Source organism: Paenibacillus sp. FSL H7-0735, from assembly GCF_038008505.1.
Taxonomy (GTDB): Bacteria; Bacillota; Bacilli; order Paenibacillales; family Paenibacillaceae; genus Paenibacillus_AQ; species Paenibacillus_AQ odorifer.
Map to the genome: position 1 here is coordinate 2,802,503 of NZ_JBBOZH010000001.1, position 14,291 is coordinate 2,816,793.

The 14,291-nt window shown below is 45.5% G+C and carries 9 protein-coding genes; 6 read left to right on the forward strand and 3 right to left on the reverse strand.

Features of this window, described 5'->3' with window-relative positions; genetic code table 11:
• The first annotated feature begins 13 nt into the window (after positions 1-13).
• From NSS82_RS12565 to NSS82_RS12585, 5 genes are all read left to right on the forward strand, one after another.
• Positions 14-937: a carbohydrate ABC transporter permease gene (locus NSS82_RS12565; protein WP_038569957.1), complete on the forward strand. Its 924-nt coding sequence runs from the start codon at positions 14-16 to the stop codon at positions 935-937.
• Between the two features lie 85 nt (positions 938-1,022).
• Positions 1,023-2,540: an ABC transporter substrate-binding protein gene (locus NSS82_RS12570; protein WP_038569959.1), complete on the forward strand. Its 1,518-nt coding sequence runs from the start codon at positions 1,023-1,025 to the stop codon at positions 2,538-2,540.
• Positions 2,541-2,662: 122 nt separating this feature from the next.
• Positions 2,663-3,982, forward strand: coding sequence for a glycoside hydrolase family 125 protein (locus tag NSS82_RS12575; RefSeq protein ID WP_076272622.1), 1,320 nt, complete (start codon positions 2,663-2,665; stop codon positions 3,980-3,982).
• Complete coding sequence (locus NSS82_RS12580) at positions 3,979-7,113, forward strand: beta-galactosidase (protein WP_076272621.1); 3,135 nt, start codon at positions 3,979-3,981, stop codon at positions 7,111-7,113. Before NSS82_RS12575 ends, NSS82_RS12580 begins: the two co-directional genes overlap by 4 nt.
• A gap of 63 nt (positions 7,114-7,176) precedes the next feature.
• Positions 7,177-9,936 (forward strand): alpha-mannosidase, encoded by a 2,760-nt coding sequence (locus NSS82_RS12585; protein WP_076272620.1) that lies wholly within the window; start codon positions 7,177-7,179, stop codon positions 9,934-9,936.
• 70 nt (positions 9,937-10,006) lie between these two features.
• Here the strand turns inward: NSS82_RS12585 and NSS82_RS12590 are convergent, their stop codons facing one another.
• Complete coding sequence (locus NSS82_RS12590) at positions 10,007-10,495, reverse strand: MarR family winged helix-turn-helix transcriptional regulator (RefSeq protein WP_038569967.1); 489 nt, start codon at positions 10,493-10,495, stop codon at positions 10,007-10,009.
• Positions 10,496-10,701: 206 nt separating this feature from the next.
• Between NSS82_RS12590 and uvrA the strand changes: the two genes are divergently transcribed.
• Complete coding sequence (gene uvrA / locus NSS82_RS12595; RefSeq protein ID WP_076272619.1) at positions 10,702-13,206, forward strand: excinuclease ABC subunit UvrA; 2,505 nt, start codon at positions 10,702-10,704, stop codon at positions 13,204-13,206.
• 426 nt (positions 13,207-13,632) lie between these two features.
• Here uvrA and NSS82_RS12600 read toward each other — a convergent pair whose 3' ends face one another.
• Together NSS82_RS12600 and NSS82_RS12605 are read right to left on the reverse strand one after the other, a co-directional pair.
• Positions 13,633-13,782, reverse strand: a complete 150-nt coding sequence (locus tag NSS82_RS12600) for a hypothetical protein (protein ID WP_340960404.1) — start codon at positions 13,780-13,782, stop codon at positions 13,633-13,635.
• 237 nt (positions 13,783-14,019) lie between these two features.
• Complete coding sequence (locus NSS82_RS12605; RefSeq protein ID WP_178944240.1) at positions 14,020-14,169, reverse strand: hypothetical protein; 150 nt, start codon at positions 14,167-14,169, stop codon at positions 14,020-14,022.
• Positions 14,170-14,291 lie beyond the last annotated feature (122 nt).

Sequence of the window (14,291 nt, forward strand, 5' to 3'; positions counted from 1 at the left end):
AGTTAGTGACGTTATGGCAGTATTCAAACGTAAGCCAAAAGAAATCGACAACAACGCCATTACTCCTTTATGGAATGTGGTACTCAATATTATAATTGGCATCTTCGCTTTTACTTGTGTGTTTCCGTTCTTGTTTGTCATAGCCATTTCTTTTACAGATGAGAAAGTACTTGCTCTAAATGGATTTAGCTTGTTACCCGAAAAATATAGTTTAGCAGCTTATCAGTTTGTATTTAACACAGGTGATCAATTACTTCGTTCCTTTGGAGTTACTTTGATGGTTACTGTACTAGGTACGCTCATTAGTTTATTTCTAATAACAACTTATGCGTATGTTCTCTCTCGAAGATCATTTCGCTATCGTAATTATTTCAGCTTCTTCGCCTTCTTCACGATGTTATTCTCAGGCGGAATGGTTCCCAACTATATCGTGGCTACGCAGTTTTTACATTTGTACAACACGATATGGGCTTTGATATTGCCAATCGCGATGAATGCATTCTTTATTCTAGTAATGCGGACCTTCTTCCAGACTAGCGTACCTGATGCACTCATTGAGGCTGCCAAAATTGATGGGTCTGGTGAGTTTCGGACCTTCCTGCAAATTGTACTTCCAATCTCTTTACCGGGGATTGCAACGATTGGATTGTTCTGTACGCTGGGATATTGGAATGATTGGTTTAATGCCCTGCTGTATATAGATGATGCTAGTCTTGTTCCACTCCAAGCGATGCTGATGCGAATTCAGAATAATATGGAGTTTGTCATTCAGAACAGTATGCAGATGGGATCAAGCTTTGAGATTGCTGCAACCTTGCCAACAGAAACCGTTCGTATGGCGATGGTTGTACTGGCAACCTTGCCTATAGCACTAGCGTATCCGTTCTTCCAAAAGTATTTTGTACAAGGTTTAACCGTGGGCTCTTTAAAGGAGTAACACTACTAAGATGTATTTATTCGAATCGCTAGGATAGGAATCGATATAAATAAAGCGTTCATTAATCTAAAGGGGGAAAATAGAAATGAAAATGAAAAAAGGCTTAACACTCGCTCTTGCAGGGACAATGCTTTTTTCTGGCCTTCTAGCTGGATGTGGTTCGAATAATAATACAAATGCTGCTAAAGAAACAAACAATTCAGCGGCAGCAGGGAATTCAGCAGGGAACACATCAGAATTAAAGCCATATGAGTTGAAGATGTATTTAATTGGTGGACCTCAAAAGGATTTGGATCTTGTCTTAAAAGAAGTTAATAAATATACCCAAGAAAAAATTAACGCGACGTTGAACATTACGATGTTCGATTGGGGCGATTACGATAAGAAGATGCAAGTCATCACCGCTTCTGGTGAGCCTTATGATATTGCCTTTACCTCTTCTTGGACAAATGACTTCCGTCGTAACGCTGCTAATGGTACGTTCTTGGGTCTGAATGATCTGCTAGATAAGTATGGTAAGGAAACGAAAGAAGTTTTGGACCCTCGTTTCTTAGAAGGAACTAAGATTAAAGGTGAGATCTATGGTGTTCCTGTAAATAAGGAGCTTGGACAGCAATGGGTATGGCGCTTCAATAAGAAATATGTTGATAAATACAACATGGACATTTCCAATATCCGTACATTGGATGATCTAGAGCCACTTCTTAAAACGATTAAAGAGAACGAGCCGGGTGATATTACACCGCTAGCTGTTCCTAAAGGCTTTAAACCATTTATGCCATTTGACTATGTACTAGGTGATGAGTTACCTATCGGGGTCTATATGGATTCCACAGATGGCAAGGTTGTTAATATTCTGGAGACACCTGAACTTGCAACATCGTTAGATACGATGCGTAGACTTTACACAGCAGGTTACTTACGCCCAGACGTTGCGACACTTGAAGGTATTGATAACATTAAGACGGGTAAATGGTTTGCCGATCGCGAAATTACACAACCTTATGCAGAAAAAGGTTGGTCTCGTTCAGCAGGTTATGAAATTGTAACTTCGCCTATGCATGAGCCTTATGTATATACACAGTCCGCCGCAGGTTCGATGCACGCGATTTCCGTAACCTCAGGTGATCCTGAACGGGCTATGATGTTCTTGAATCTTTTGAATACAGATAAGTACTTACGCAATTTGCTCAACTATGGTATTGAAGGCACTCATTATAAGAAAATCTCCGACAATGTCATTGAAGATCTGCCAGCTATGCAAGATAGCTATGCAATGCCAGGCTTCACACTTGGAAACATGTTACTGACTTATCTGCATGCTGATGACCCTGCTGATAAATGGGATGCTTTTAAGAAGTTTAATGATTCTTCAAAAGAAGCCCCTACCTTCGGTTTTGCATTTGATCCTACACCTGTGAAAACAGAAGTAGCGGCTATCAACAACGTAACTAAAGAATTTATGCCAGCGCTATACACAGGTTCTGTTGATCCTAAAACATATCTGCCAAAAGCAGCGAAGAAATTTAAAGAAGCTGGACTTGATAAAGTCATTGCAGAAGTTCAAAAGCAACTTGATGAGTGGAACCAGACAAAGAAATAAGCTAATGAACGTAACACGCCTAAGATTAATCACTAAAGGTAACACAAATAGGATTAGTGGAGACGGGCAGCTATGCTGCCCGTCTCTCTATCTATCCCCATTTATTATGAAGGAGTGAGAATATGGAACAATTCCGACTTCCCACCATCTCTATGCCGAAGCTGACGCTTCCTCAAGCGGTTCAAGAAGTATTAAACGAAGCAGAGGAGAAGTTAGCTCATCGGCCGAAGCTATTGCAGCTCTTTAAGAATTGTTTCCCTAATACGCTTGAGACAACGACTAAGCTTATGGATGATGGAACAACGTTTGTGATTACAGGAGATATCCCGGCTTCTTGGTTGCGAGACTCTGTGGAGCAGGTTATGCACTACGTGCCCTTTGCTAAAAACGATCCCGATCTTCAGCGGATTATTGGCGGGTTAATTAAACGTCATATCGAGTATATTCATATCGATCCGTACGCCAATGCGTTTAATGAGACGGCGAATGATTGGCATTGGAGCACTAGCGATATTACGGAAATGTCCCCCTGGGTGTGGGAACGTAAATTCGAGATCGATTCTCTTTGTTTTTCCATGCGTCTGGCTTATGCCTATTGGAAAGAAACCGGAAAGGCTGATATATTCGACGCCGGATTTAAGGCAGCAATGGTCAAAATATTCAACCTGTTCAAAACTGAACAGCGCCATAGTGAATTATCTCCATACCGCTTTACGCGTAAGAATGGGATTCCTGAAGATACACTGCGTAATAACGGCCTGGGTATGCCTGTTAATTACACGGGCATGGTCTGGTCCGGGTTCCGCTCGAGCGATGATGCTTGCGACTTCCATTACAACATTCCGGGGAATATGTTCGCTGTTGTTGCATTACGTCATATGCAGGAATTCGCTGAATGGGTATTCCGTGATCTTGAATTTCTGGAACAGCTTAAAGCATTAGAAGCTGAGATTGATCACGGAATTCAATTGTATGGTATTTATCGTCATCCGAAATTCGGTCCAATCTACGCCTACGAGACCGATGGTTATGGCAACTACTGCTTGATGGATGATGCGGGAACACCAGGACTCATGTCGATTCCTTATCTCGGTTATGTTACCGCAGAGGATGAAATTTATCAGAATACGAGACGATTTGCTCTGAGCAAGGAGAATCCTTTTTATTTTGAAGGAACCGCAGCGAAGGGAATCGGCAGTCCGCATACTCCCAAAGACTACATCTGGCATATGGCATTATCTATGCAAGGTTTGACGGCTTCCACTAAGGAAGAAAAGCTGGAGATGCTTGCGATGTTAGAAGCTACAGATGCGGATACTGGCTTTATGCATGAGGGATTCCATGTTGATGATCCGAATACTTTCACTAGAAAATGGTTCGCCTGGTCCAATAGCCTGTTCTCCCAACTTGTCTATAAAACGATGAAGGAAGGACTACTATGAGCAGCCCGAGCAGACCTGTAATCATATTTTATGATTCTGATTTTCCAATTTCCAGTCCCATTCCTAGCGATGCGATTACATCCATGAGTGAGTTCGGATCTATTGTAAATGAGAATCAGCTTGCAGAAACGCTTCGCGAAACGGAAGGCGGCTGTTTCATCAATCTGCATGCACCCTATTTCCCGAAAACGGCCTGGATAGCCATTCTTGAATACCTGCAAAGAGGTGGCGGGCTGATTAGCATTGGAGGCGCACCCTTCAAACAACCTGTTCGTTGGGAAAATGGCCAATGGCATGTGGAAGCGGAGCAGACTTCCTATCATCAGGAGCTGTATATTCATGAGGCACTTCATGTTGAATGCTCACGCAACCATTCATTGCTTGCCTCGGATGTCATTCCTCTGCTTAAGGGTCAAGAATCTCTTTTTCTAACGAGTGCGAATACATGGAACCTCGTGCCACATACGACAAAGACGAGTGATTTACCACATCAAATGGGCTCTGCAGGTCCGATGAGCACACGGATTTACTCGCTATTAAAAGGAGTTACACTCGAGGGTCGGGAAATTTCTGCGCCAGTAGTTCTTTGGGAGAATACGAGCGGTTTATTTGCAGGCTCACGCTGGCTGTTCGTAAATACACCTGCAACAGCTTCTTTTTGGGAGCAAAAAGGTCCTTTCGCGATATCCAATTGGGCTCGTTTCTGCAGCAAGGGTGTAACGGAAATGTGGGTTAAGCCCAATTACGCGTCTTATGAATTAGGAGAACGTGCTTCCCTAACCCTTCAGATTCAGCAGCTTGAACGAGTGAGACCTTCTATGCGTAATGAAGATACATGGAATTTCACAATTCATGTAGAGCATGAATCAGATACCTCTTTGAAGTGGTCTCAGAGTTTGAAAATGAAGGCGAATGCTGAACTAAACATGGTGCGTCTGCCTATTCCTTTGGAGATAAGTAGGGGCCTCTACCAGATTGTCTGTGAAGCAGAAGCCAGTGATGGTGAGGTTCGCATTCTGCGCCAAGGGTTCTGGGGTCATGCTCCTGAGCTGCTGGCAGCAGGCAATCCGGTAACGAGCGGCAGAGATTATTTTATAAAAGATGGGCGTCCGCTACCAGTGGTCGGCATGACTTATATGGCGAGTGATGTGGCGCGGAAATTTCTATTTCTACCGAACGTGGGAGTTTGGGACCGTGATATGGGCCAGATGCGGAAGGCCGGGATTAACTGGATCCGTACAGGGATCTGGACAGCTTATCGCAATGTGATGCAAGACGATGGACATGTCTCGGAAGAAGTATTGCGGGCGATCGACGCCTTCATCATGACGGCGAAGAAGCATGATCTTCAAGTGACTTTCACGTTCTTCTCCTTCACACCGGAAACGTGGGGAGGGGTAAATCCTTATCTGGACCCACAAAGTGTGGAAGCTCAGAAGCGGTTCATTTGGTCTATTGTATCTCGTCATAAAGATTCTTCGAATGTAGATTGGGATCTTATTAATGAACCGTCGATGTTTGATCCGGCACGTATTTTTTCGGACGGCCCGAGTTCATGCCATGATCGTTTTGAGCGACAAGCCTTTATGGAATGGCTACAAGAAAGACATGGTGTAATCGACGTGCTGCAGGAACGCTGGAATATGACACCTGCACAGCTTCCGAACTTTGCATCTGCAGGGCTGCCAGAAGCAAAAGAGATTAACTTCGACGTACAAGACATGCACAGTGCTAAGAGGGGAACACGCTGGTTGGATTATTGTTTGTTCTCTATGGAGATGCATAACCGTTGGGTGAAACAATTATACGACGCCATTAAGGAGCAATGTCCAGCTCAGATGGTTACGGTTGGTCAGGATGAGGGACTAGGAGCGCAGCGACCTTCGCCGTTCTTCTACGAGGAGGCGGTGGATTACACCACTGTTCATTCCTGGTGGTTTAATGATTATCTGGTGTGGGATGGCATCTTTGCCAAGACGCCTAATAAGCCAAACCTAATTCAGGAGACTGGCGTCATGTATGTAGAAACTCCAGATGGCCGAGCCAAACGTTCAGAACAAGAGCTGCAGAATTTGCTGGAACGCAAGTATGCTTACGCTTTTGGAACGGCAGGTGCGGGGGCTGTTCACTGGATCTGGAATACGAATTTCTATATGGATAATGCGAATGAGTCCCATATCGGAGCACTGAGAGCAGATGGAACCGAGAAGCCTGAGGCAGGCGTATCTTATGATTTCGGGAAGTTTATAGAAGGTATCCGTGATATATTTGGTGATCGGAAATTGGAAGAGATTGCGGTGGTGTTCCCTTATTCGAATGATTTCTCTAATCGGAAGTTGGCTTTTGCTGCTACAACAGAGCTTACCCGCATTCTGTCTTATGAGCTCAAGATGTCTTTTCGGGGGGCTTCCGAATACCATCTAGATGATTTGGAGAAGAACCCTGCGAAACTGATTATACTGCCAAGCGCGCATAACTTCGCTGATGCAGCAATGGAACGGTTGTTACACATTGTTGAAGAGACAGGAGCGGTATTGCTTGCCACTGGACCGTTAGGCATTGATGCCTATTGGCGTTCTTCGGATCGGTTGAGTGATATCCTTGGCAAACGTGAATTGCGTAATGTGCGCCGCGAAGAAGTGCTTATGCTTCAAGGTCAAGTCCTGCCTGTCTCTTTCGGCCACCGCCGGATAGCTGAGGTGACAAAGGAAACGATCATTCAAGAAACTGGTGGAAGTTCAACTATAGAGACTGTCGTGAACCTTCCGCTTGGCAAGGGTCGACTCCTATGGAGCCCACTGCCAGTTGAATTGAGTGAGCGTAGGGATACTACGGCTGCACTTTACCGCTACGCGGTTAATGCTGCTTTTGTGGAATGTGATTTTGAATGGATTAGTGGTGGGGACTTAGCGGGTATCTACGGACGGAAATTGAGCTTTGCTACGGGTGCGCTTTTTACCTTCGTGTCGGAATATGCCCAAGATGCAAAGATCGAGGTGAAGGATTCAGCCACTGGCCGAACCTATTCGTTCGTGTTAGAACAGGAACGTTCTGTTCTCTTTGCTACGGATAGTAAAGGAGACTTGCTTGGTGTTTATCGCCCGCAGGAAGTCGAGATCCATGTAAATTAACCACATCTTCTACATTAAGCATCTTGGTAGAGAGAACGCATTGCATATAAGGAGGTCTTCACTTTGGAAAGTTCAAATCAATCTATTAAACCTCAGACTGCCCATATCATTTCCCATACACACTGGGATCGGGAATGGTATCTTCCCTATGAGAAACATCATGTACGCTTAGTAAAACTGGTTGATGAATTACTGAACCGGTTGGATGAGGATAACGAATTTAAGAGTTTCTATCTGGATGGACAGACGATTATTCTGGATGATTATCTTCAGGTACGTCCCGAAAATCAAGAGCGGCTACAGAAATATATTACGGAAGGTCGCCTTCTAATAGGACCTTGGTATATTTTGCAAGATGCGTTCCTTACTAGTGGGGAGGCCAATGTTCGTAATATGCAGATTGGCCATCAGGATTCGAAGCGTTACGGGGAACCCTCCAAAATCGGTTATTTTCCGGACACCTTTGGTCTAGTCGGCCAGACTCCACAATTAATGCGGCAATCCGGCATCAATAATGCCTTTTTTGGAAGAGGTGTGAAGCCCACTGGATTCAATAATACGGTGTCAGATGGAGGTTACGAATCCTCATTCTCGGAGCTGATTTGGGAAGGTCCTGACGGATCAAAAGTGCTCGGCATCCTATTTGCCAATTGGTATTCTAACGGAAATGAAGTGCCTGTAAATGAAGCAGAAGCCAAAGTGTTCTGGGAGAAAAAGCTGGCAGATGCGCGGAAGTTTGCCTCCACAGGTGAGCTGCTGTTCATGAATGGTTGCGATCATCAGCCGGCTCAACTGGATTTGCCAGAGGCTATCGAAACTGCGAAGCGGTTGTATCCAGATATAGAGTTCATTCATTCGAACTTTCCTGATTACCTTAAGGCCGTAGAGGGTGTAATGGATCGCAGCAATCTGTCGACTGTAAAGGGCGAACTGCGGAGCCAGCATACTGATGGATGGGGTACGTTAGTGAATACCGCGTCTGCGCGTGTCTATTTGAAACAGATGAATCAGGAAGGGCAAATCTTGCTTGAAAAGGTGGCCGAGCCACTTGCTTCGTTCGCACATTTACTGGGCAAAGAGTACCCCCATCATCTGTTCACCTATGCATGGAAGACATTAATGCAGAATCATCCGCATGATAGTATTTGTGGATGCAGCGTGGATGAGGTACACCGTGAGATGGTCACCCGTTTTGACAAAAGCCGTCATATGGCAGATACCATTGTTGAGGGTAGTAAACGAGAGATTGCAGAAGCTGTGGATACGACCGGGTTTACAGCATATGGTGAAGACGTGCTTCCACTAGTTGCGATGAATATGACGGGTTGGAGTCGCACGGGTACTGTGAGCGTAGAACTTGATGTGGCGCGTCTATATTTGCGAGAAGGGTTCTCTCTGGAAGAAACGGCTAGCCGTATGACCGGAATTGACTTGCACGGTCGTGTGTTAGTAGACGATCAAGGGAATGATATTGCCTGTCAGATGGAGGACTTAGGTCTTCAGTTTGGTTATGATTTGCCAGATGACAAGTTCCGTCAGCCGTATATGTGCCGCCGGGTAAGACTTACCTTTGAAGCCGTAGAAGTTCCTGCGCTAGGTCTTCGTTCATATGCTTGGGTTCGCCGAGCATATGCAAAACTGCCAATAGCCGCTGAATCTTTGCTACAAGGAGATCGGGTGCTGGAAAATGACGTTATCAAGGTAGTTATTAATGATGATGGTTCGTTTATGCTAAGTGACAAAACTAGTGGCGTGACCTATCAAGATCTTGGCGTATATGAAAACACCGGGGATATCGGCAATGAATATATGTACAAACAGCCAGAGGCCGAACAAGCTCTGACGACTAAAGGACTAAAGGCTAATATTTGTGTACTGGAAAATACATCGTTTCGCGCCACTATAGAAATTAAGCATGACTGGGAGATTCCAGCTTCGGCAGATGATAAACTGGATGAGGAGCAGCGTGCACTGGTTTACTATCCGGAGCGCAAAGCTCAGCGCAGTAGTGACACAGTCATTCTAAAACTTCGTACTGTAATCACCTTGGAGCGGGGCGGAAAGGGATTGCATATCGAAACGACAATAGATAACCAGGCCAAAGATCACCGGATTCGTATACTGTTTCCGACAGATCTGAATGCTGTCACGCATCGTGTAGATTCGATGTTCGAGGTTGCTGAGCGGAATATTGAACCAGCTACAGAATGGAAGAATCCGAGTAACACGCAACATCAGCAAGCCTTTGTTGATATTAGTGATGGGAAGGCGGGTCTAACCGTCGCTAATTTTGGATTAAATGAATATGAAGTGCTGCGAGATGGGCGTAACACTATTGCGATTACACTGCTACGTTCTGTTGGTGAACTTGGTGACTGGGGGCTATTCCCTACTCCAGAAGCGCAGTGTCTTGGAGAGCACATTGTTCGTATGGAGCTAATCCCACACACAGGTGAGGGTATAACTTCTGGTGCTTATGCTGAAGCTTACCAATTCCAGGTTCCGTGGATTGTATGTCAGACAGATGTACATGCAGGCGTGGTTGCGCCGGTGTATACTCCATTCGATTGGGAGAGTAAGGAACTTGCATTTTCTTCACTAAAAATGAACAAGCAGACTGGAGACTTGCTGCTGCGTTGGTATAACATGAGTCAGCAGAACACAAACCTGTCCTTCCGTTCAAGTATTCCACAGCAGTATTTCTATAAAACGACGATCCTAGAAGAGGCGAGCCACCCAGTCTCTAGTGATGAGAAAGAGAAAGGAAGCTTTGACTTACAGATCGGTCCATGCGAAATTGTAACGATTGGTATTAGAAAATAAATGAAAAAGGACGGTATCCAGAGAGTCGTATGACTTTTGGATATCGTCCTTTTTTGTATAAATACGTATCTTAGGAAGAAGATTTGCCGCGCGCAGTGGATCCAAGATGATCAATCTGCTCTTCTAGAACCGCACTTGCTTTGCCTAAAAACTGCGAAATAAGGGCGAGCTCTTCATCCGTATAAGAAGCTGCGAGCTTAACCATGGCGGTATGGAGCGGTTGGTACGTATTAATGACATCATCTTTATTCTCATATAATGGCACAATAATCACTTTACGGCGGTCATTCGGGTCATTTTGTCTGCGGACATAGCCATTTTTTTCGAGCCGGTCTATTAATGCTGTAACACTTCCGGTGGTCAGACCGGTTAATTTAGACAGTTCTCCGGCAGTGATCGGACCTTTCTCCCGTAGAATATCTATAGATAAGAAATCATTATTGTATAACCCAAGTGAGGCGGCTACATTTTGTTGGTACAATACCGTTCGGTTTCCCAAACTGCGCATAAGCAAGGTGAATTGTTCCTGCTCTGGTGTAGGTTGTTCGTGGCTTGACAAAAGATAACGCTCCTTTTAAAATAATTATATCTTGATAGTCAAGATATTAGATTATAAAGTTATTTGAAAATTTTGTGATTTATCAAATACATTCTATCGAAATTAGAAATGTTTTGCAAAATAATTGCAATACAACAACTTTGGGCAACCATATGGATAGAAGATATAACTACAAACCAGTGGGTTGAAATGAGAGGGGAATAGATGTGAAAGAGACTATTGTTATTAAAGGTGCAAGAGAGAATAATCTGAAAAATGTCTCGCTCACGATTCCTAAGTATAAGCTAGTTGTCCTGACAGGACCTTCGGGATCAGGCAAATCGACGCTAGCTATGGATACACTACAGCGGGAATGCCAAAGACAGTATTTGGATTCCATGGGCATGACGTCAGATACGATCAGTAAACCAAAGGTGGAGTCTATTATTGGACTATCTCCGTCCATTAGTGTTGGACAACATGTCACCAATCGTAATCCCCGTTCGACAGTCGGGACTGTCACTGACATCTATACGTTTGTCCGTTTTATCTTTTCCAGATTAGGCGAGCGGGTTTGCCCTTCCTGTAGTGGCAGCATCCCACCTTTTTTTGAAGCGAGGGGATTGCTGATCGAGGAAGACGAGGAAATGGATGGTCAGACGATGGGTTGTCCACATTGCGGAGCAGAGCTTGAGAAGCTGGGCATGTCCCACTTCTCTTTTAATAAACCGGAGGGAGCTTGTGAAGCCTGCGGTGGTGTTGGATCTGTGGCAACTATAAATGAAGCGGCGGTGTTTAATCCAGAGCTTAGTATGCGTGAGGGTGGGGTTGCCTCGCTGAATGGTGTTCATCGTGATATACAGATGCGTATATTATTGGCCGCTGGCAAGCATTTTGGCTTTGAGTTTGACCCGGATCAGCCCTTAAAAGATTACGGTGAAATTCAGCGCGACTTGTTGTATTACGGAGTGGAAAGTGAGGCGTTTAAGCGCCATTTTCCCAATGTTAAGCCGATTCAAGGCACCAAATTTGAAGGCGTCATTCCTGGTTTGTGGCGGCGTTACAAGGAGAAGGAAGGAGAAGCTGGTACACAGGAAAAAGACGGCGGATTTTTTCATGAGCAGCAATGCCCGGAATGTCTTGGCGCTCGTTTAAAAAACGAAGTTCGTCTCGTACGGGTAGCTGGCGTATCGATTACGGAGGTATCGGATTGGTCATTAAGCGATGTTTACGAGTGGACGAAAGGCTTAGAGGCGGCTTTGCCCGCCGAGGGACTTCATCTGCTTGAACCCATCCTTCACGATATGCCTACCCGACTAAAAAGGATTATCGATGTTGGTCTAGGTTATCTTTCTATGAACCGTCAGACGGTCTCCTTATCTGGTGGAGAGGCACAGCGGCTGCGCCTTGCCTCATTGCTGGGGTCAGGTCTGACTGGAGTGTTATACATTCTAGATGAACCGACGACCGGGCTTCATCCGCGGGATACTGTTGGCCTCATTCGTGTGCTTCAGGAGTTACGCGATTTGGGGAATACGGTGCTCGTTATCGAGCATGATATTGAGATGATGCGCGCTGCCGATCATATTATTGATATGGGTCCGGGTGCTGGTCTGGACGGCGGGCAAGTTGTTGGCGAGGGCAGCATTGAGGACTTGATGGCAAGCGAGACTTCCGTTACGGGAGTCTATCTTAGAGAAGAGCGTCATAAGACTGCTGCATATGTTCGCCGGAAAGGTGACGGAAAACAGATCACCATCCGACAGGCTCAATACCGGAATATTGATATCCCGGAGGTTTCATTTCCTCTAGGTTGTCTAGTTTCTGTAACTGGGGTTTCGGGTTCAGGCAAGTCGACGCTAGTCTTTGATATTCTTGCGCAAGGTAGTGCGAAAGAACATGAGCAAACAGGCTGTGCGGAGATTGCAGGCTTAGATCAGGTTGGAAATATAGTGATTTTTGACCAATCGCCCATGGGGAGGATGTTGCGTTCTAATGTAGCGACATATACAGATGTTTTCACACATCTGCGCCAGCTGTTTGCTGCATTGCCGGAGGCGAAAAAAAGAAAACTGACCTCCAAGCATTTTTCCTTTAACACACCGGGTGGACGCTGCGAAACCTGTCAGGGTCTTGGGGTGCTGACTGTAGACATGAATTTCTTACCCGATTTGGAGGTTAAATGCCACGTTTGCAAGGGGAGAAGATTTACGGATGAGGTTCTCCAGGTGAAATATGATGGATATTCCATCTCGGATCTGCTGGACATGTCCGTGCAGGAAAGCTTACCAATTCTTAAGTCGGAAGCCAAAATGGCGGGGATAATCGAGACGTTGTGTGAGGTGGGTCTTGGTTACCTTAAATGGGGACAATCTGTCAAAACCTTATCCGGTGGTGAAGGGCAACGGATTAGACTGGCTAAAGAGTTGAGCAAACCTTCCAAAAACCATACGCTCTATCTGCTCGACGAACCAACAACAGGCCTTCATCCGTCAGACATCAGGCAGCTCCATACCTTATTGAGCAAATTGGTTGATACGGGAAATACGGTCGTGGTTGTGGAGCACAGCTTAGAGTTGATTCGGGAGTCCGACTGGGTGATTGACATTGGCCCTGAAGGTGGCGTTGTGGGCGGTAAGCTTGTAGCTGAAGGTACACCGGAGCAGGTTGCTGAAGTGCGGGAATCCTACACAGGGATGTTCCTGAAACGGATTCTGGCTGAGGGGCTATAATCAAAAAAAAAGAGGTGTCCAAAAGCCATGAAAATGGCTAGGACACCTCCTTTTTTGAACTTAAACCAACCACTGCTCTCAACTCTAAACTTCGTCTGAACGTTTGAACCGATCCCATTCACGCGTACTTAACACTTTCGGAATAACAGATGATCATGAGTCGATGGTGTTTGATCCGCAGATGATTAGGATACGGTAGCATCAGACAGCGAAAGACTATGCTTCGGCGTATCGGACTCAGCGGACCTTAAATGCAGGAAAATCCGCCATTTGGAGTATTATCGGACCGCACAGCTCCTATTGGCGAAAAAAACGCCTTATAAGAGCCTGTTTCTAAGAAATAGCTGCACTGGAGTCCGATGGATTGCTGAAAAGGCGATAAATTAGTAAATAGCATCATTGGAGTCCGAAAGCCTCAGCAGGAGATCATGGTGTCAGCAGCAGTAGCAGTAGCAGTAGCAATAGCAATAGCAGTTGACCCAGCGAATGACTATGCTTCGGCGGTATCGGACTCAGTAGTCCAGCGAATGACCATGCTTCGGCGGTATCGGACTCAGCAGACCAGTGAATGATCATACTTCGGCGGTGTCGGACTCAGGAGTCCAGCAAATGATCATACTTCGGCGGTATCGGACTCAGCGGACCTTAAATGCAGGAAAATCCGCCATTTGGAGTATTATCGGACCGCATAGCCCCTATTGGCGAAAAAAACGCCTTATAAGAGCCAGTTTCTAAGGAATAGCTGCGCTGGAGTCCGATGAGTTGCTGAAAAGGCGATAAATTAGTAAATAGCGTCATTGGAGTCCGGAAGCCTCAGCAGGAGATCATGGTATCGGCAGCAGTAGCGGTAGCAGTAGTGGTAGCAGTAGCAATAGCAATAGCAATAGCAATAGCAATAGCAGTTGACCCAGCAAATGACCATGCTTCGGCGGTATCGGACTCAGCAGACCAGTGAATGACCATGCTTCGGCGGTATCGGACTCAGCAGACCAGTGAATGACCATGCTTCGGCGGTGTCGGACTCAGGAGTCCAGCAAATGATCATTCTTCGGCGTATCGGACTCAGCAGACCTTAAATGCAGGAA

What these genes read in the sequence shown, in the direction of transcription:
- NSS82_RS12565 (WP_038569957.1), top strand. Translation starts at nt 14, where the DNA reads ATGGCAGTATTCAAACGTAAGCCAAAAGAAATCGACAACAACGCCATT.
- NSS82_RS12570 (WP_038569959.1), top strand. Translation starts at nt 1,023, where the DNA reads ATGAAAATGAAAAAAGGCTTAACACTCGCTCTTGCAGGGACAATGCTT.
- NSS82_RS12575 (WP_076272622.1), top strand. Translation starts at nt 2,663, where the DNA reads ATGGAACAATTCCGACTTCCCACCATCTCTATGCCGAAGCTGACGCTT.
- NSS82_RS12580 (WP_076272621.1), top strand. Translation starts at nt 3,979, where the DNA reads ATGAGCAGCCCGAGCAGACCTGTAATCATATTTTATGATTCTGATTTT.
- NSS82_RS12600 (WP_340960404.1), bottom strand. Translation starts at nt 13,782, where the DNA reads ATGATCATTCACTGGTCTGCTGAGTCCGATACCGCCGAAGCATGGTCA.
- NSS82_RS12605 (WP_178944240.1), bottom strand. Translation starts at nt 14,169, where the DNA reads ATGGTCATTCACTGGTCTGCTGAGTCCGATACCGCCGAAGCATGGTCA.